Consider the following 18704-nt stretch of genomic DNA (forward strand, 5'->3'; position numbering starts at 1 on the left):
GAATCTGCCTGCAGGAAGGGATCCTTAGATCCTGAAACAATCCCGACTTGTAGGGACCGGATGACTATTCGCATATTTGTTATTGCTACCATTGGCCTTCCAAGCAGGATGGCCCGAAGCCCCTCCCGAGTTTCTGCCATCATTCAGCTCCGGTGTCTCTTCAAGAAATAACGGGAACGAAAGAAATCGGTCGGCAAGACCGCGTTTATATAGATACTAAAACAGAAATAAGCCCTGAAATATTCCGATCATCGGAAAAGGCCAACAGGAAGCTTGTTTTCTTCCCGGCGGCACCCACCCCGGATGCGGATCCTTTCCCGGTTTTACCGGTTCAGGAGTGCCATCGCTCTTTCCAGATCTTCCGGTGTATCAATAGCCACCGTTTCGTAACCGGTTTCCGCCATATAAATGTCCACTCCGTTATCCAAAAAACGCAGCTGCTCCAGCTTCTCCGTTTGTTCCAGTGGGGAGGGTGGCCAGGCGGTAAAGTCGAGCAAGGCCTTCTTCCGGAATGCATATACACCAATGTGCAGGTAATAGGGCACGGCTATATGTTCATCCCGCTTATAAGGGATCACACTCCGGCTGAAATACAATGCCTTCCCGTTCTTATTGGTTACCACTTTTACGGCGTTGGGATTTTGTGCTTCGTTTTCTGATGCGAATTTCCGCATCAAAGAACCAACCTGCACGGCATCGGAGTTGAACAGCGCAGCAATTTTTTCCAGGGGTTCCTTTTGCATAAAAGGCTCATCGCCCTGTACATTCACAATAACATCCACCTCCATATCTTTCACCGCCTCTGCGATCCGGTCGGTGCCGCTTTCATGTTCCGCAACACTCATGATTGCCTTTCCACCCCGGGATACAATTTCTTCAAAGATCAATGCGCTGTCCGTTACCACAAAAACATCATCAAACAAACCGCTGCCGGCCACGGCCGCATAAGTATGCGCAATCACCGGCCGGTCGCCCAGCAGCTGCATTAATTTTGCAGGGAACCGCGTTGCCGCATACCGGGCAGGAATTACCGCTATCATCTTCTTTTTTATCATGCTTCAAATGTAGGAAACTCTTTCAGGTTGAAGGACTTTTCTTCCCCGGTTGGATCAGCGCAGTATCCTGCCGCTGCTGTTTTTTTATAAACGGATCTTTCATCAAACTCAAAAAATCTTCATCCTTTTCGTTGTCGTAATAACGGTCCAATCCATACCGGATTTTGGAAGGATCCAGTTCTTTATACGTGCCCAGCAAACGGTCCCATATGGAAAAAACCGCTCCATAATTACTATCTGTATACGGCTGCTTCCAGTGGTGATGCACCTTATGCATATTGGGCGAGATGAGCACATAGCTGAGCCATTTGTCCAGCTTTTTTGGTAACCGGATATTGGCATGCGTAAAGGCCGTGGTGATCACCACCAGGGTTTGATAAATCATCACGCTGTACATGGGCGCACCGCTTACAAAGATGAGCAGGAGGAAAAAGACACCACGCAGCAGGCTGTCGCCCGGGTGATGCCGCAATCCGGTGGTTACATCCACTTTATTATCACTGTGATGAATGAGGTGATAGCGCCATAAATATGGCTGCTGGTGCATACTCCAGTGTACCAGCCAACTGCTGAAATCCAGGGCCAGCACGCCGATGGCGATCGTACCCGCTACGTTGGCATGCAGCCAGTACACCAGGCCAAAGCCTGCACTGCGGCACCAGTCAGACAGCAATACGATCAATACCGCAAGTGCTGTATGAATGATCAGATGGATAACGGTAAATCCAAAATTGACCAGCGCATGTGAAAATTTTGTTTTCCGGTATTTCAGCTGAAACAAGGGAATGGCACCTTCGATGATCCAGAAAAAGATCAGTCCGCCCACGAGCAGAGCCATACGCTCTACGGGGCGCTGTTCCAGGGTTGAAAAATATGCCACAACAGATTCCATCATGTTTCCTTGTTATTAACCGTGTCTTTATATTCAAACCCGCAATCAAAACAATGGTATACTTTTTCAATGGCCATCGGAGCACCGGCATTCAACACCACGCTTACAAAGGTTCCCAGCCAGTTGGATGCCTTTTTGGGCGTACTTACATACTCTACATTAACGGATCCGCAATGCGGGCAGGGATTTTGCGCCTGGTATTGCTGTTTGGTGCGCTGCAGTATGTCCAGTGCCCGGTCGATCTGCGGTTCAGCCACCATCAGTTTAATGCCCCCGATGGCATTGGTTAGTATCGGGTCAATGGTAACTGTGTTTTCATCCTTCAGCCAGCAATTTATGTCTTCACTCAGCAGGTTCCCCATTGCCAGGTGTGCATCAATATAGCTGTCATATGTGGCTGCAATGATAAAGTCCATACCTTAAAGTTATTGCAGTAATATGGATAAAAAAAGTACGCCGGCGCTTTATTTTTTTATGCGGAGCGGGCTGTTGGCAGCGATTTTACAGCCTCGTAAAAGTAGTATAATACCTGTGCATGCGGTTTTCCAGATCCTTCAGAAAATCCAGATCCGCTTTCTGAACAGTTTTCCTTTGGCCCGCACCGGGAAGCCGTACCTCGGCATAGGTACTCAAACCCAAGAGCTGGTCCCGGAATTTCAATAACAGGACATCTGCCCATATCGAGCGGTCGGTACCGCTGAGTCCAAGTTGCGCCAGCTGCATCGTACGCTGGCGGATGGAATCTTTTGCCGCCCCAAGGGCTTTGTCCATGCTTGCACCGGATTGGCTGCTTCCCGAAAGGAGCTGCTCCAACAGCAGGATATAACCGTTACAATCCGCTATCGATTGCTGCATCAGGGTTGCTGCCGGAGCGAAGGCATCTTTCTTTTCCGGTACTTCGTAGATGTCTTTGAATATATGGTCAGACCGGAGTATGATGCTGTCGCTGATGGTATCGAACCGGTTCTCCAGTAACCGGATGGAATCGATCAGTTCCAGACCATACAATCCCTTATCTTCTTTATAGCTACGCCTGGTGTAATATTGATCAAAGCGTTTGTACGCCTGGTTTATCTGCCGGAATACGGTTACCAGACCGTTGATCCGCTCCTCCAGCCAGGCAGCTTCCGCATGCGTAACGTTATCCGGGGGGGTATGGTCAGCTGCAGCGCCGGAACCGATTTTTTTTACCGGCTCATCAAGCAGCTCATCAGACCGGAAGAACAGGCTATCATATGCTGCAAGATGTTGCTGATCGCCCTTCAGGGTATCTGTCCTTGCAGGGTTCAGTATCGTTTTCTTTTTTTCCTGCAGGGTATTCCGTAACAGCTCTAAATAAAATTCGCGGTCGTTGACCGCCGATACCAGGAAAAAAGCATAATGATCCAACTGGTACTCCCTGCTCCGGTCGTGCCGCTTTTGCTTACAGGAATAAAGGCCAAGGGTAAGGGGGAATAAAAAAATAAAAACCAGCCATTTAGTGTTGTTCATTTTATATGAAGGTTTTGTTACCGGTATCGCAGAATCCGTATCTATCTTCAAATTTAGGCAATCCCAGCCTCCGGTTCAAATCTGTTTGCCGGTGCATTTAAACCCGGCTGATCATTTTTGCGTGGCAACTGCCTTGATTTAACTACATTTGTCCTCCAATAAGTTCTTTCATTTTTCATCAACCGGAAAAGGTCCCTGATGAAGATCAGGGATAATAGGGAATCGTGTGTAAATCACGAGCTGTCGCGCAACTGTAAACAGCGCAGAAGGCTTTACCTTATATGTCCACTGTGGCGTCCAACGCCATGGGAAGGATGGTAAATGCTGCTGTAAGCCAGGAGACCTGCCTTATCTGTAAGAGCAATGCTTTCGCGGTATAAAGCAAGAAGCTGCATGATGTCTTTATTCTTTTCCATTCTGTAACGGGTTCAGCCTCCTCACACTGTTCCCGGTTACGGCATCTGTCTGTCTTTTTCTTTATCACCGTCGTATTGCGAAACTTGCAAAGGGCTTTTAGCTTATTCTTCATTAAAAAAGTTAAAAGAGATGCAAACGCACAACCTCGGCTACCCGCGTATTGGTAGCAACAGGGAACTGAAAAAGGCCAGTGAACAATACTGGGCCGGCAGCATGACCGCCGCACAACTGGAGCAGGTGGCAAAAAAAATCAGGGAAGCCAACTGGCAACTCCAAAAAGATGCGGGTATGGACCTGCTACCCGTAAATGATTTTTCCTTTTATGACCAGGTATTGGATACCTGCCTGATGACTGGCGCCATCCCGGACCAGTATCACCCCTTGATCGAAAAGGAGCATACCGCCCCGCTTGATCTGCTTTTTGCGATGGCAAGAGGTTACCAGAAAAACGGGTACGATCTTACAGCCATGGAAATGACCAAATGGTTTGATACCAACTACCATTATATCGTTCCGGAGTTTAAAAAAGATCAGCCATTTACTCTTTTTAACAACAAGGTAATCGACCAGTTCAATGAAGCTAAAAAGGCCGGCTTTAACAGCAAGCCCGTGCTCCTGGGCCCGGTTAGTTTCCTGTTATTAGGCAAAGAAAAAGAGGAAGGGTTTGACCGGCTTGACCTGCTGAAAAACCTCCTGCCCGTTTACATGGAGGTACTGGAAAAGCTGGATGCACTGGGGGCTTATTATATCCAGATCGATGAGCCCTGCCTGGCGCTTCCGCTTAGTGAAAAAGCGCAACAGTCCATCCGAACCACCTATACCAGGCTTTGCGGACGTTTTCCCAATCTCCGTATCCTGTTAGCCAATTATTTCGATTGCTTCGGAGCCAACCTGGAAACGGTGCTTTCATTACCGGTACACACCTTGCATCTCGACCTGGTGCGGTGCCCCTCGCAACTGGATGACGTCCTGGATGCACCCGGATTCATCAACGGCAGAACCCAGCTTTCTTTAGGTGTGGTGGATGGCCGCAATATCTGGAAAAATGATTTTGAACAATCCCTGCTGCTGATCCAAAAAGCAATGGATGCCATTGGGTCCGACCGGATCTGGATCGCGCCTTCCTGTTCCCTGCTGCACGTACCTTGCGACCTGGACCTTGAAACCGATGAAAAAAATCTGCCGGACGCCATCCGGCAATGGCTGTCCTTTGCCAAACAAAAGCTGGCGGAAGTGGCTTCGCTCAGACAAATTGCAACCAATCCCCAGGCGGCACATTCAAAAACGCTCCTGGAAGAAAACGCCCGTTGTATCGAAGCGCGTAAAACCTCTTCACTCATCCACAACCCACAGGTAAAAAGCCGTGTAACAGCGATCACGGATGCGGACGCCGAGCGAAACAGTCCTTTTCCTATTAGAAAAGTGCAACAACAGGAACTCGGCCTTCCGCTGTTTCCAACCACTACCATCGGATCTTTTCCTCAAACAAAAGAAGTACGCCAATGGCGGGCACAGTGGAAAAAACAACAGCTTTCTGATGCGGACTATCTCCAACTGGTAAAAGATGCAACCCGTAACGCCATTCAATGGCAGGAGGAAATTGGGCTTGACGTACTGGTGCATGGGGAATTTGAACGCAATGATATGGTGGAATATTTTGGTGAACAGCTGGCCGGTTTCGCCTTTACGAAGAACGGCTGGGTACAGAGTTATGGCAGCCGTTGTGTAAAACCGCCGGTGATCTATGGTGATGTATACCGGCCCCAACCGATGACCGTGGAATGGAGTGCTTATGCACAATCCTTAACCCATAAACCGGTAAAAGGCATGCTTACCGGTCCGGTAACCATTTTGCAATGGAGTTTTGTGCGGGATGATCAGCCGCGCAGCGTTACCTGCAACCAGATCGCCCTGGCCATCCGCGATGAAGTGACGGATCTGGAAAAAGCGGGTATAAAAATCATCCAGATCGATGAACCTGCAATCAGGGAAGGCTTACCTTTAAGAAAGGAACAGCAACAGGCGTACCTGACCTGGGCCGTAACCGCCTTCCGTATTGCGGCTGCCGGTGTTCAGGATCAAACACAGATTCATACACATATGTGCTATTCGGAATTCAATGATATCATTCATGCTATTGCAGCCATGGATGCGGATGTGATCACAATTGAAACATCCCGCTCCCAGATGGAATTGCTAGATGCATTTGCGTTGTTCGAGTACCCCAATGATATCGGCCCCGGCGTATATGATATCCATTCACCTCGCGTTCCTTCAAAAGACGAAATGGTAGCATTGCTGGAGAAAGCGCTGTATTCTATTCCTGCAGAACGCCTATGGGTAAACCCCGATTGTGGTTTAAAAACCCGGGCATGGGAAGAAACCACGGAGGCGCTCAAGGCCATGATCCAGGCGGCAAAAGCATTGCGTAAAAAAATAAACACACCGGTACCGGAATAACGATGTGTCAACACGAAGATAAATACTGCCCACGCTGTAAACAACCCTTTGAATGCAAAGTGGGCAGTATTCTTCTTTGTCAATGCAGCACTGTTTCTTTAAACGACGAGGAACGGGACTTTATTCATAAACAATACGAAGATTGTCTCTGTGCCGGATGTTTAAAGGCCCTCAAAGCACAATATCATCAACAACAATTTCAACACAAGCTCAAAGGGATCCTGGGTGTATTCTATAAGGACCCGTCTGATACCTGAGTATCTTTTTTCCAGCTTTAAAAACTCATTGCACATGCACACAGAAGACCGGATTGCCGCAGCTGCAACCCGTATATTCAAAGCCGTTTTTCCCAATACTACCAACCATTATGATACGCTCTTTGGCGGTATGGCCATGCAACTGATGGACGAAGTAGCCTTTATTACTGCTACCCGCTACAGCCGGTTGCGGATGGTAACGGTCAGCAGCGACCGGATCGACTTTAAACATCCCATCCCCTCCGGAACCATCATCGAACTGGCAGGCACCATTATCCATATCGGCAATACGAGCATGAAAGTACAGGTGGATATTTATGTAGAACAGATGTATAGCACACACCGGGAAAAAGCCGTGAGCGGTGTATTTTCCTTTGTGGCCGTGGATGAAAATAAGAAGCCGGTGATCATTGTATGACACCGGCTTCTTATCCGTTGTATAGATGTGTTTATTAAAAAGGCCGTATTCTGGCAATCACAGCCGTTTCTTTAACGAGGTTCCGGTTAGTAAAAAACGGTGAGCTCCGGGAAGTAAATATGGTTAAAATCTACAACGGATCCATCGTTTCCGTAGGTGATTTTCTTTACCAGTGCGCCGGTAGAAGCGTTATAGATCAAAAGGAAATTCACCCCTGCCAAGCCTCCGTATCCCTTGATACCGTTTACCACCAGGTAGTCTTTGTTACGATCGTAACGGATAGCACCATATACCATAAACGGAGATTCACTAATCGTAATAAAAGGTTGGCCAAGCGATCCGGCATTACCATCCACATATTTATAAATAGCCGATCCGGAATGATAAAAAACCGCATTCTCTTTTGCAGAGGCCGTGATCCTGGTGGGCGCATCTAACCCAAACGAGCCGATACCCACCGGTAATGCAACACCCACGGTATCCAGGTTTTTATCGATAGCGATCAGACGGCTGCCGGTAGATGCCCATACTTTTCCATTGGGGGTTCGGGCAAAACCCCGGTTGATATTTGCAAACCCTTTTACAAATGAGTAATTCGTTGCATCAATGATTTTTGCACCGTTGGCCTGTAACAGGTATACGTAATTTCCTTCTTTCAGCATATCGCCGGTATTAACTGCGGAAACAGCACTCAGTTTATACTGCACGCCCAGCGTATTCAGATTAATTGCGTACACCCCATCTGCAGCACTTACCAGCCCCTGGTTGTCCTTTACACCGATCAGGCTTCTCCAGTTACTGGATTCCTGATTATAACGCGCTTCTTCCTTCAGGGTACGTGCATCCAGCCGGAGAATAGGTCCGTTCAGCTTGCTGATCAGGTACAGCTTTTGGTTGTACAGGCACGCAAACTGCAGCGTGCTGGACAAGGAGGCGTTGGAAGTAATTTTGCCGGGGTTTGCCTTTTCATAGGCCCGGGTTATAACCGTATCCGCTCCGTAAGCATAAAAATTAACGGTTCCGGCTGTTTGCCCATATGAACCTTCGGTGATTACAAAAAATCCGTTGGAATAAGGCTGGGCATTTTCTAATGGGTCAGGCCGCGGACGTTCCCGGAAATAGTCGTCATCTTTGGAGCAGGCCTGCAGTAACAGACCCAGCGTTAATAGCAGCAGTAATTTGAGGAATGGTTGTTTCATGTACATATTCATTATTCAATTTTTATTTTCCAAAATGCAAATCTTCGGCGCCCTTGATCTCAGTGGAGATCTCGCCCATTAACGCGTTTCCTTTATTGTTCTGAGCCGTATATACTTTTACAAAATCGATCGCCTTCAGCTGAACGGGCTTGCCGCTGGCGTCTACCGCCCGGGCAATATCAAAGGAGTTGTATTTTTTAGTGTCATAATCATCGCCGGATGAATAGGAATCGGCATATCCCCAGCTAAACCCGGCATTGATCCAGATGCCGCTCACCTGCCCAAACGTACTTTTCAACAGGGTACCGGTAAACACCAGGGAATCCTGGTTAGAGGCAAACAAGGGATAGTATTGCTGCTTATGAAAGGCATTGATTTCCACAGCTCCTGAGTTGTCCTGGTTATCCTTCCAGGGTACGTTTGCATAGGCTTTCGGGTTATAGTAGGTGATCCGGTAATTCTTAATGGTTTCTGCACTGTTGTACTCGCTTCCGGCCAGCTCGTACCAGGTATCATCCGCTTTTCCGTTTCCGTTATCATCGCGGCTTACCATTACGATACCCGGCTCGCTCCAGTCTGTTGGCGGCTTTAAAGGATTTCCGTAAATCGCAAGATCGGCGCCTTCCTTATTTTGGATCGAATGATCAAATGTAAAGGTGATGTATCCCCCATATGCACCCAATGTTACCAGGCCGCTGTTCTTTCCTACAATACCTTCGGCGCTTGCCATATTGCCCGGTGCCACATTAATGAACTGGCCGGGAGCCGGTAAATATTCCAGTATCCTGGAAATATATTTGCTTTCTCCCCCTTCACGTACCTGCGGCGCTACATCAATAATAAATGCTTTCTCAAACGTTCCTGCCTGATTCCGGGCTTTGAAAAGTACTTTATAAAAACCGGCCACCTCAAATACATGTGCAAATGCCTGCGCCGACGACAACTCCTTGCCATCAACGATCCAGGCAACCGTGGCTTCGGAACCACCGGTCTTGCTGGACTCGATGGCAACGGGCTGTTGGATAACGGCACTGATTGTGTCTTTGGCTATGGAAAAACTGTATACAGGGGCCGTAGTTACATCCTTGTCCTTCTTGCAACTGCTTATGACAACCGGAAGAAAGAATGCGAAAAATAAAAATCGTTTCATTTGTTTTTGTTTGTTTGTTTTTGGTACACGGAATTACGTGTTGTTATGATTTGATGATAATGTGTGATACGCCGTTGAAAATGGGCAGCTTAACGGCCGGCTGATGCGCTTCGGTTATAAAAGGCTATATGACCGGGAATGATCCCTGTTTTTTTTATCGTACTTTTTAATTTTCCATTTGTGTCAAAACCATACAGGTCGCCCGCTTCGCTGTAATTCCGGGCATCTGCTATGTAAATGCTGCCATTGTTCGGATCCACGGCAATACCATAGGGCATAATTATTTTTGTGCCATCGGTAACAAAGGACCCTGGAATTACTTTTTTGTTTTTGAGATCTACCCGTGTATAGGCATGCTGTCCGCCACCATAGTCGGTTCCATATATATACGCCGTATCCCGTATAATCGTAAAATCTTCCACCATTACCCCAATGGAATCGGTTAATTGGTCCGTTTTCGTATCTACCACGTACAGTTTATTGGTGGTGCCCCAGGGGCAGATATACAGATACCCGTTACTGTCTTTTTTCAGCCGCCTCAAATTGGGCGCAACCGTTATGGCCTTGGTTACTTTAAAAGCAGATAGATCAATCACGGAAACCGTATGCTCTAAATTGGCCGGACTGTAGCCGCCACTATTGGCAACATATAATTTATTACCCACTACCGTCAGCTCATCCGGCTGCCGCCCTACTTCCACCGTTCTTGTGATGCTAAGCGTAGCCGTGTCTATTTCCAGCACCATCCCTTTTTCGGAAGTTGTATAAGAGCTCAGATAAGCATAGCCATTTGCAAAGGTGATATAACGCGCATTTTCGATGGCCTTATGTGTTTGATCGGTTAGTACTTTGATCCGCCGGGCGGTGCGGGCATCCAGTATCTCTATTTTTTTTGACCAGTTCATTACGATATATAATTTGCTGCCATATACACCGATATCATTCCCGGTATCGCCCAACCCCAGCACAGCATCCGGGTTTGCTTTTGTAAATACATCCCGCTCGTATATCCCGTTATGGATATCAAAATAATCCAGCGTGGCATTATTATATCCCCAGCCGCCTTCATTTAATAAATAGAAGCCGGTACTGGTGGTATCTTTTTCAGTGTTCTGAGGAGGGGGTGTCCAATCGCGGTCTTTTCTGCAGGCACTAAAAAGCAGGATGCCTGCCAGGAAGATGCAAACGGGTAGCCAGTGGTTTTGTTTCATATTTTATATTTATAAGTTAACGGCAATTTTTACCAGGTAGTTTCGCCCGGGCATGGGGTAATTGACCACCACATCATAGTATTGATTCAACAGGTTGTTCACCTCCAGGGCCAGCACCGCACGGACCTGCCTGAGCCGCACCGTCTTTGTAAGCGACAGATCGTGCGTATACCAGGGCTCCAGGTAATTTTGCGGGTCGTTTTCCGGCAGCATATACCGCTCCCCGGTATAAATAAAACTATAGTTAAGCCCCCAGCTGCGACAAGCCGTTTGCACGGTTGCAGATCCACTGTGTTTGGGCGCATATGGAATTTGCTGGTCATAGGACCGGTCTTCTGTTGTTTTATTTACGGCCTGCTGATACGAGTAGGTAAGCGTACCGTTAAGCAATACCTGCTGCCCAATGCCGGCGGCATATGTGAGTTGCAGATCCATTCCTTTAACCGCCACCTTTCCCATATTGATCATGCTCCACCGGAACAGGTTATTGGCCGGAATGGCAATGATCTTGTCTTTGATATCGTTATAGTAAACATCAGCCTGCAAGCTGATCGCGGACCCGGAGTCGGCAAAGCTCTTTTTATACTGAAGGCCGATATCATACTGGGTGGTGTATTCCGGCTTCAGGGTTACGCTGCCAATGATCGTGTAATACAGATCATTAAAAGTAGGCATCCTGAAAATGCGTTTGTAAAAAGAGCGAACACTGATGGGAAGATGGTTCCAGGGCCGCCAGGAGGCGCTGATGGCAGGCGTTAGTACATTCCTGTCTGCTGCTGCAGCGCCCGTGCTTACTTTTTCCCGGGTAAACGTCCCCAGCAAATTACCGGCAGCAATAAATTGTTTCCGTTTCAGCTCGGTTGCAATCGCCACCAAAGCGGTGTTCCGTACCGGGTACGCAAAATGATCAAGGTTCGCCTGCATCTTATTTACGATCCAGTCGGTGGCCAGCGAAACCTTCCATCCGGCTGCAACCAGGTATTCGTTTACCAGTGATGCATCATATTCCTGCTGACGATAGGTATTGTTAAGCGGCGCTCCGCCGGTTTTTTTGATGGTGGTATCCAGGTACCGGGTATAGTCGTTGGCATACTTTCCCTGTACTAAAAGCTGATAGCGGGTATTGATTTGTTTACGCCACATGCCCTGCGTAAAGAAGTTACGGTCCCACAACCGTTGCGCATTATAAAACCGTTCCGCAACAATGGCACCGGGCAGTCCTCTTGCAGCGTTATAAAAGTAGGTTTGTATTTTCCACCGCGTGGCCGCATTCTTATTCAGATCCTGTACGGCCAATTCCATTCTTTGTGAAGCTACCGCTGCATTTTGCCGGGTGATGGTTGTATCGTATGCATACTTTTGATAGCGAGTTTTATATCTTCCATGCGCATGAACGGTTTCTACGCTAAGCGTTGTTGCCATATTTGCAGCTATTTGCTGCTGCCAATGGAGTGACGGGTTTATTAATCCGAAAGAACCCGTTTTATATGCCGCGCTTATATGGTACTTTTTATGCGGTTCAAATACCGCTTGTTTGGTTTTTATATATAAGGCGGCAGCGCTTCCAAAGTTCCTTGCAGATTGCAGGGTGGACGTGTTCTGGCTGTTATACAAACTCAGTGCTTCAATATTATCCAGCGAGAACTTTCCCAGGTCTACGATGCCGTTCTGCGCATTGCCCAGCTGTAGTCCGTCGTAAAAAACACCCAGGTGCTGTGCGCCCAGGTTTCTTACATTCAGGGTTTTTAATCCGCCAATGCCGCCATAATCTTTGAGTTGTACGCCTGAAAAATAACGCAATGCATCCGCTATTGAAAAGCTGTTTACCTGTTGCAGCCGGCTCCCGGTAAGTGTTTGAACGGGCGTGGTGGTATTGAGCTGAACGGCGTTCCTGCCGGAACGGATCCATACGCTATCCAGTTCCTTTGCGCTCACAGCGTCTGGGACCTGGGCCATTCCTTTTGTACAACCAACGCTGTACAAAAGGCCTATTACTCCGGAAAACCGGATCCAAAAATTAAATCGGTTCATTACTATTTGAGTTCATCAAACAGCTTCACCTGAAATAAACAGAAAACAAATGGGTAACGATTACCGGCACATTTGCATTCCAAGCCTTATTCCACGAAAGCTTAAAACAAAAACTGCGCTGGCAGGTCTCCTGACTTATCCCCGTCTTTAATGGCCTTCCCATGATGCCTGGGCATCACAGTGGCCTTCAGATTGTTAAAAACGTTGCATAGGACTTACAGTAGCGGGTCTGTTCAGGATTTGCACCTGATTCCCTTTTAATAAATGTTCCCGTGTAAGAGTGAACATTTAACCAATGCGCGGCGAAGGTAAGAAAAAAACAGACCTGTTAAGTTTTGTAAACCCAACAGGTCTGCTTCTTATACCGCAAGGCGGCTGTTTATTTAATATTTCTCCGGATGGTGTCCATCAGGTCATTGAGTCCTTTCCAGGTGCCTTCAAAAATATTACCGCTTTGAAGGGCGGGCAACAGCTGGTTGCGGATGATCTGATCGGCTTCTGAGCGGGATAATAATTTTCCTACAAACGGGCCATAATCGATGGCTACTTTATTCAGCCCCCTGCTGATGGAAACCACCAGGGCTTTATCGGTATTGCCATGTACACCGGCCCATTCTTTGAGAAGAATCTTATTATTATTTCCAAAGGAGCCGGCCGTAACCTTGTCTGCCGGCAAGGTGATGACTTTAACCGCGATCAGGTTACTTTTTTCAAATACCCGCACCAGGCTGTCGATCTGTTTGTTTTGAGCTTCAGTAAACAGCTGCTCCAGGTCGTACGACATATTAACATTCTGCGGCGTTGCCGTTTGTTGCTGCGGATATTTGATCTTTACATCTCGTCCGTCTCCGTCCCGCTGATGTACCTGGGTATTCAGGTTTTTACCGGAATTACAGGCCAGCGTTAACACGGCGGTCAAAAAAAACGCGCTCCGAAACATCTTTTGTAGCATAGGATCATTTTAAGTATATACTCTATTGCAAAATTAGCGCCGTTTTTATCTATTGAGCAACAACCCGATATAAAACGAAGGCTTTGTTAGCTTTTTTCGCAGATCCACTTCATAAAACATACAGGACAATAGCTCCTGTACCTTTTTATTCCGCGCGCTGATATTAATAAGCAGGTTAAACAGCCGGGGGTAATGCACCAGTTTCTGAAGACGGGTACTTAACCGCAATTCGGACCCCAGCACACGGTCGATGTCCTTATCATAACCGGAGAGGCCGGCTGCGGAAAAATCACCGGCCTGAATGGCTTTTGCAGCCTGCAGGGCGGCCAGCCGGCCGGAGCCCATGGCATTGCCAATGCCTTCACCGGTAAACGGATCAATCAGGAATGCCGCATCGCCCACGAGCAGGTACCGCTCTCCCGTAAGGACTCTCTTTTTGCTTCCCAGCGGCAGGCCGTAGCCTTCAATGGGGCCTTCCAGCTGCGCATTTTTAAACCGTTCCTTAAACACAGGATCCTGCTCTACGATCCGGATCAGTTCCTTTTTAAGATTGATCTTTTTCCGGCTCACGGTTTCGCTGAGCATCCCTACACCTACATTGGCCTGCCCGTTTGGAAGGGGAAAGATCCAGAAATAGCCCGGCAACAGGCTTTTTAAGAAATGCAGTTCAATAAAGTTCTCGGGATGCATGCCCTCCACATTTTTATAATAGGCCCGCAAACCGGCTACATAATGCGCCGGCTCCATCTGGATACCGGCCACCTTTTTGGTAAAGGGAGAATGCGCGCCGTTGGCGATGATCAGCAGGTCCGCCTTTATTACAAACCCGTTGCCATCGCTTATCCGGTAGCCGTCGGCTTCCAATGTATACTCGGTAATAGCAACGCCTTCATAAAGGGTTACATGTGCACAGCGTTTTAGTTCTTCCACCAGGAAATGATCAAAATCCATGCGCTTACATACATAGCCGATGGGCACTTCCTTGTGATTGTTGTTCCCGGCGTCAAAATCGGGGCGGTAACCTACTTCCAGTACCCTGCGGTTGGGTGCAATAAAACTCACGCCCCAGCTGTTGAGCTTAAACCCGGCCTGTTTCAGCCGTCCGGCCACCAGGGGATCGATCTTTTTTAAACAGGTGAGCACTTTGCCGCTTAACCCATCGCCGCAAACTTTATCCCGCGGAAAAACCGCCTTATCGACCACAACGCAGTCGATGCCGTCCTTATTCAGCTGAAGGGCCGCTGTAGCGCCTCCTGGTCCGGCGCCAATAATGCAAACTTTGGTAGAAATCATTGTAGAAGGCTCTAATAAACGAAGCCTGACCACTCGCCAAAGGCAGAAATTAGTCAGGCTTGACCGCCCAAACAGGCAGATTTAAAAATATCATTTTTTACTATTGGTTCAGCATCAACGGCATCACCAGCATCAGCTGCTCTTCATTTTCCTCCTGGTCTACCGGTTTGATCAAACCCGCCTTTGTAGGGGTACTCAACTCCATGTATACCTCATCACTGTCTGTTGCATTAAGCATTTCGATCAGGAATTTGGCATTAAAGGCAATTACCAGGTCTTCTCCGTTGTACTGGCATTTCATACGCTCATTTCCTTCAAAGCTGAAATCCACATCCTGCGCCGCCAGTTGCAGTTCGCTGCCACTGATGTTGAGGGCTACCTGGTACGTGCTTTTATTACTGAATACGCTTACCCGGCGCAGGGCTCCCAGGAATTCGGTCCTGTTCACCGTTAACCGGTAAGGGTTTTCTGCGGGGATCACCACTTTATAATCCGGGAAACGGGCATCGATCAGCCGGCAACTCATTTGGGTGGTACCGTGTATTACAAAGAAGTGGTTGGTATTATAGTTGATCGTGATCTCGTCGCTGTTGTCCGGCAGGGCCGATTTCAACAGGTTCAGCGGTTTACGCGGAACAATAAACGTATCCACATTGGGGGAGCTTACATCGGTCCGTTTGTACCGTACCAGCCGGTGCGCATCGGTTGCCACAAACTGGATGCCTTTTTTATCCAGCTCAAAATAAACACCGGTCATTGCAGGACGCAGGTCATCCGTACTGGTAGCAAATAAGGTCTTATTGATTGCTGTTACCAGGGCCGAGGAGGTCATTGTAAAGCTGGAGGCATCGTCTGCGGTAGGGTCTTTCGGGAAGTTATCCGGATTTTCGCCCATTACCTTGTACTTACCGTTATCGCTGGTAATTTCTACGCTGTAATTTTTATCAATATTAAACGTGAGCGGTTGCTCGGGGATGTTCTTTAAAGAATCGATCAGGATCTTTGCGGGAATACAAACGCGGCCGCTGTCCTTTGCCTCCACCTGCATCTCCGTTTTCATTACTGTTTCGAGGTCGGTGGCTACAATAGTCAGACGGTTTTTATCAATATCAAACAAGAAATCCTCCAAAATGGGTAATACGTTATTCGCATTAATTACCCCTGAAATATTTTGAAGTTGTTTCAGTAAAGCCGATGACGATGCAATAAATTTCATCTGTTGTTATATTAATTTTTACGTTTCTGTTCCCCGTTAGGGCAAAATGGAGGTAGCGAAACTACTATTTTATTAGATAAAGTTTCGAAAAATCTATGCCCATTTTTCGGTAAATATAGGGGGAAAAACGCTGATTTGGCCCCGGGCAAAATTTTTTAGGTAGTTTGATAAGGTTTAGTAACTTCCCCGACTTAAAAAAAGGCCTATGTTGAATAAATTTTTAAATTGGGTCAGGGGAAAAGAGGAGCCCTCCGGGCAGGGCAATCCTACCATCGAGTTCGGCCGGTATTCGGATAATAATAAGATGTCCGGAAAAGTGCGCCGCTGGAAAGAGGCCGACAGCCTGTTTAAAGAAAAAGACTATGCCGCCTCCGTAGATGCCTTTTTTGATTACCTGAAGGACGATGCCATACAAAATGTGCGCTATACTCGCAACGGGGATACCGCCACTTTTGAGCTGTTTCAGGGATCCAAGATCATCCGCGGGGAAATCCGCGACAACCGCCTGTCGGCCGATGTAAAACTGGCGCTGATGGCGGAGCCTTCCGTGCCGGTGATGCGCCGGCTGCTGGAAATGAATTTCGGCCTGTATTACAGCCGTTTTGCCTTAAATAATAATGAGCTGTGCATGCGCTTTGATACGGACCTGAGCACGGCCAATCCTAATAAATTATACTATGGCCTGAAAGAACTGGCCACAAAATCAGACAAGCAGGACGACCTGCTGATCGAGGACTTTTCGCATCTGGCAGCCGTAGACCAGGATCATATTACGCCGCTCTCTGAAAAAGAAAAGCAGGTAAAATACGATTTCCTGATGCGCTGGATCGATGAAATACTGGAAAAGATAGGTGGTGTTGACGCCGATAAATTTTCAGGCGGTATTTCATACCTGCTGCTAAGCCTGGTATACCGCATCGACTTTCTCATTACCCCCGAAGGCCAGCTGCTGAACCTGCTGGAAAAGGTAGGTGCGATCTACTTTAAAAAAGATGAGCGTTCCATTGTGGATAAAAACCGGGATATGATCGAAGCCTTCCGGGAGCTGAAGGCCAAGCCCAGGGAGGAGATCTTTAAAAACCTGTTCCGGTCTAAATACACCTTCTCCATTGTAACCCCGCAGGTACACAAGGTAATGGCCGATGCCATCCACGAGGCAAACGAAAACATGCTCTGGTACCGGGATAACGGATATGAGTATTTTGCCAACAAACTGATGGAATATGGATTGTCCTATTGCCAGTATTCTTACAGTTTGCCCCGGCCCATTACCCTGCTGGTAAGCCTGTTTATGCAGGTAAACTATCCTTCCTTTTTTAACGCACTGGGGTATGCGGAGGATCTCTATGACCCCGCATCCGGACGTTTTAAAGAAGATACCATTATCCGGTATATCCGGGCTGTTGAAGCACAATGGAAAGAACGGTATCCGTATATGAGCTTCAGAACCGAAGGACTGAATTTTTCTGGTCTGCTGGCGTTTAACTACAGCTTTACCACGCAGATCGAAAAACTGAATATGGACGTACCGGCATAGCATTATTTTTAACGGAGCATTTATGAACACGCAGGAAATCATTAACAAATATCAGCAGGCCATTATCCAGATCGCCACGCAAACCGGTACCGGAACGGGGTTTTACCTTAAAACAGCAGATCTTATCATCACCAATAACCATGTGGTGAATAATACCCCGGAAGTAACCATACAGGGAAAGCTTTTTGAAAAACAGCTTTCGCGCGTGCTGTACACAGATCCTAAACACGACCTGGCATTTCTACAGCCGCCTTCGGGCGTGGATCTGCCGGAAGTAACTATGGGCCATTACGACCTTATGAAGGATGGCGACAACGTAATTGCGATTGGTCATCCCTATAACCTGAGTTACTCTGCCACTCAGGGTGTTATTTCCAAGGTAGACCGTATCCGGGAAGGGCTTAAATACATCCAGATCGATGCGGCGATCAACCCCGGCAACAGCGGGGGCCCGCTGGTTGATTATGCCGGGGATGTGATCGGTGTAAACTCCTTTATTATAAAAGGGGGGGACAACCTGGGGTTTGCGCTGCCGGCAAGTTATCTGAAAGAGGCCATTGATTTGTACCTCCCGCATAAGGGGCAGGAAGCGGTCCGCTGCTCCAGCTGCGATTCGCTGGTAACGGCTGAAAACATCGATAACAATAAATACTGCCCCAATTGCGGATCGGAGGTAAAACTACTGCAGGTGCCCGAAAAGGAAGCCGAGCTGATGGGTGTGGCCAAACTGATTGAGGATATTTTAAAAGACCTGGGAAAGGATGTGCGGCTGGCGCGCGACGGGTCTAACCAATGGAGTGTAAAACAGGGCTCGGCGAAGATCAATATCAGCTATAACCCGGATAATTATTTTATTGCGGGGGATGCGTATCTGTGCCAGATGCCCATGGAAGCAGCCAAAATAAAACCCCTGTACCAGTACCTGCTGCAGGAGAATAATAAATCCCACGGGTTGGTGTTAAGCTGCAATAAGAACAATATTGTCCTGAGCCGGTTACTGTACGACCTGGATATGACGCGTGAATCGGGTGTTGAGGAGTTCCGGCATCTTTTTGAGCAGGCCGATCATTATGATGATTACCTGAAAAATGAATTTGGCTGCACGGCAAGGCTGGAAGAATAGTT

Annotated in this window: 16 protein-coding genes and 2 riboswitches; of the genes, 5 read left to right on the forward strand and 11 right to left on the reverse strand. The window is 47.7% G+C overall.

What is annotated here, in order from left to right; genetic code table 11:
* Window positions 1-323 precede the first annotated feature (323 nt).
* The 4 genes from kdsB to LQ567_RS15520 all read right to left on the reverse strand — a co-directional run bounded on the left by kdsB (window position 324) and on the right by LQ567_RS15520 (window position 3438).
* Entirely contained in the window at window positions 324-1040 is a 717-nt protein-coding gene (kdsB, locus tag LQ567_RS15505; RefSeq protein WP_231005503.1) for a 3-deoxy-manno-octulosonate cytidylyltransferase, read from the reverse strand.
* A 37-nt stretch (window positions 1041-1077) separates the two neighbouring features.
* Window positions 1078-1950, reverse strand: coding sequence for a sterol desaturase family protein (locus tag LQ567_RS15510; RefSeq protein WP_231005505.1), 873 nt, complete (start codon window positions 1948-1950; stop codon window positions 1078-1080).
* Window positions 1947-2363, reverse strand: coding sequence for a putative signal transducing protein (locus LQ567_RS15515; protein ID WP_231005508.1), 417 nt, complete (start codon window positions 2361-2363; stop codon window positions 1947-1949). Before LQ567_RS15515 ends, LQ567_RS15510 begins: the two co-directional genes overlap by 4 nt.
* An 85-nt stretch (window positions 2364-2448) precedes the next feature.
* On the reverse strand, window positions 2449-3438 hold the full coding sequence (locus LQ567_RS15520) for a hypothetical protein (RefSeq protein WP_231005516.1): 990 nt from the start codon (window positions 3436-3438) through the stop codon (window positions 2449-2451).
* Window positions 3439-3610: 172 nt separating this feature from the next.
* Window positions 3611-3803, forward strand: a riboswitch (cobalamin riboswitch).
* 181 nt (window positions 3804-3984) lie between these two features.
* Here LQ567_RS15520 and metE point away from each other — a divergent pair.
* Genes metE through LQ567_RS15535 form a run of 3 tightly spaced genes read left to right on the forward strand, consistent with a single transcriptional unit; the run spans window position 3985 to window position 6990 of the window.
* Window positions 3985-6315: a 5-methyltetrahydropteroyltriglutamate--homocysteine S-methyltransferase gene (gene metE / locus LQ567_RS15525; protein ID WP_231005518.1), complete on the forward strand. Its 2331-nt coding sequence runs from the start codon at window positions 3985-3987 to the stop codon at window positions 6313-6315.
* Between the two features lie 2 nt (window positions 6316-6317).
* Window positions 6318-6572 (forward strand): cysteine-rich CWC family protein, encoded by a 255-nt coding sequence (locus tag LQ567_RS15530; protein WP_231005520.1) that lies wholly within the window; start codon window positions 6318-6320, stop codon window positions 6570-6572.
* Window positions 6573-6606: 34 nt separating this feature from the next.
* Entirely contained in the window at window positions 6607-6990 is a 384-nt protein-coding gene (locus tag LQ567_RS15535; RefSeq protein WP_231005522.1) for an acyl-CoA thioesterase, read from the forward strand.
* 86 nt (window positions 6991-7076) lie between these two features.
* On the opposite strand, the gene LQ567_RS15540 is transcribed toward LQ567_RS15535, so the two are convergent.
* The 7 genes from LQ567_RS15540 to dnaN all read right to left on the reverse strand — a co-directional run bounded on the left by LQ567_RS15540 (window position 7077) and on the right by dnaN (window position 16042).
* Window positions 7077-8201, reverse strand: a complete 1125-nt coding sequence (locus LQ567_RS15540) for a DUF5074 domain-containing protein (RefSeq protein ID WP_231005524.1) — start codon at window positions 8199-8201, stop codon at window positions 7077-7079.
* A gap of 10 nt (window positions 8202-8211) precedes the next feature.
* Window positions 8212-9339: a hypothetical protein gene (locus LQ567_RS15545; protein ID WP_231005525.1), complete on the reverse strand. Its 1128-nt coding sequence runs from the start codon at window positions 9337-9339 to the stop codon at window positions 8212-8214.
* Between the two features lie 89 nt (window positions 9340-9428).
* Window positions 9429-10550, reverse strand: a complete 1122-nt coding sequence (locus tag LQ567_RS15550; RefSeq protein WP_231005534.1) for a YncE family protein — start codon at window positions 10548-10550, stop codon at window positions 9429-9431.
* Window positions 10551-10559: 9 nt separating this feature from the next.
* Window positions 10560-12581 carry a TonB-dependent receptor plug domain-containing protein gene (locus LQ567_RS15555; RefSeq protein ID WP_231005536.1) on the reverse strand — a complete coding sequence of 674 codons (2022 nt, stop codon included), beginning with the start codon at window positions 12579-12581 and terminating at the stop codon, window positions 10560-10562.
* 103 nt (window positions 12582-12684) lie between these two features.
* A riboswitch (cobalamin riboswitch) is annotated at window positions 12685-12893 on the reverse strand.
* Between the two features lie 67 nt (window positions 12894-12960).
* A complete protein-coding gene (locus tag LQ567_RS15560; RefSeq protein ID WP_231005538.1) occupies window positions 12961-13533 on the reverse strand; it encodes a TPM domain-containing protein in 573 nt (190 codons plus the stop codon).
* A gap of 45 nt (window positions 13534-13578) precedes the next feature.
* Window positions 13579-14826 (reverse strand): NAD(P)/FAD-dependent oxidoreductase, encoded by a 1248-nt coding sequence (locus LQ567_RS15565; RefSeq protein ID WP_231005540.1) that lies wholly within the window; start codon window positions 14824-14826, stop codon window positions 13579-13581.
* 100 nt (window positions 14827-14926) lie between these two features.
* Window positions 14927-16042: a DNA polymerase III subunit beta gene (dnaN, locus tag LQ567_RS15570; protein WP_231005542.1), complete on the reverse strand. Its 1116-nt coding sequence runs from the start codon at window positions 16040-16042 to the stop codon at window positions 14927-14929.
* A 205-nt stretch (window positions 16043-16247) separates the two neighbouring features.
* Between dnaN and LQ567_RS15575 the strand changes: the two genes are divergently transcribed.
* Entirely contained in the window at window positions 16248-17579 is a 1332-nt protein-coding gene (locus tag LQ567_RS15575) for a YbjN domain-containing protein (protein WP_231005544.1), read from the forward strand.
* Between the two features lie 22 nt (window positions 17580-17601).
* Complete coding sequence (locus LQ567_RS15580; protein ID WP_231005546.1) at window positions 17602-18702, forward strand: trypsin-like peptidase domain-containing protein; 1101 nt, start codon at window positions 17602-17604, stop codon at window positions 18700-18702.
* Window positions 18703-18704: the final 2 nt, after the last annotated feature.

The organism is Niabella pedocola (genome assembly GCF_021044425.1).
GTDB classification, from domain to species: Bacteria; Bacteroidota; Bacteroidia; order Chitinophagales; family Chitinophagaceae; genus Niabella; species Niabella pedocola.

Bases quoted from the DNA above. Each gene is read 5' to 3' on its own strand.
- kdsB (WP_231005503.1), bottom strand. From the start codon at position 1,040: ATGATAGCGGTAATTCCTGCCCGGTATGCGGCAACGCGGTTCCCTGCA.
- LQ567_RS15510 (WP_231005505.1), bottom strand. From the start codon at position 1,950: ATGATGGAATCTGTTGTGGCATATTTTTCAACCCTGGAACAGCGCCCC.
- LQ567_RS15515 (WP_231005508.1), bottom strand. From the start codon at position 2,363: ATGGACTTTATCATTGCAGCCACATATGACAGCTATATTGATGCACAC.
- LQ567_RS15520 (WP_231005516.1), bottom strand. From the start codon at position 3,438: ATGAACAACACTAAATGGCTGGTTTTTATTTTTTTATTCCCCCTTACC.
- metE (WP_231005518.1), top strand. From the start codon at position 3,985: ATGCAAACGCACAACCTCGGCTACCCGCGTATTGGTAGCAACAGGGAA.
- LQ567_RS15530 (WP_231005520.1), top strand. From the start codon at position 6,318: ATGTGTCAACACGAAGATAAATACTGCCCACGCTGTAAACAACCCTTT.
- LQ567_RS15535 (WP_231005522.1), top strand. From the start codon at position 6,607: ATGCACACAGAAGACCGGATTGCCGCAGCTGCAACCCGTATATTCAAA.
- LQ567_RS15540 (WP_231005524.1), bottom strand. From the start codon at position 8,201: ATGAATATGTACATGAAACAACCATTCCTCAAATTACTGCTGCTATTA.
- LQ567_RS15545 (WP_231005525.1), bottom strand. From the start codon at position 9,339: ATGAAACGATTTTTATTTTTCGCATTCTTTCTTCCGGTTGTCATAAGC.
- LQ567_RS15550 (WP_231005534.1), bottom strand. From the start codon at position 10,550: ATGAAACAAAACCACTGGCTACCCGTTTGCATCTTCCTGGCAGGCATC.
- LQ567_RS15555 (WP_231005536.1), bottom strand. From the start codon at position 12,581: ATGAACCGATTTAATTTTTGGATCCGGTTTTCCGGAGTAATAGGCCTT.
- LQ567_RS15560 (WP_231005538.1), bottom strand. From the start codon at position 13,533: ATGCTACAAAAGATGTTTCGGAGCGCGTTTTTTTTGACCGCCGTGTTA.
- LQ567_RS15565 (WP_231005540.1), bottom strand. From the start codon at position 14,826: ATGATTTCTACCAAAGTTTGCATTATTGGCGCCGGACCAGGAGGCGCT.
- dnaN (WP_231005542.1), bottom strand. From the start codon at position 16,042: ATGAAATTTATTGCATCGTCATCGGCTTTACTGAAACAACTTCAAAAT.
- LQ567_RS15575 (WP_231005544.1), top strand. From the start codon at position 16,248: ATGTTGAATAAATTTTTAAATTGGGTCAGGGGAAAAGAGGAGCCCTCC.
- LQ567_RS15580 (WP_231005546.1), top strand. From the start codon at position 17,602: ATGAACACGCAGGAAATCATTAACAAATATCAGCAGGCCATTATCCAG.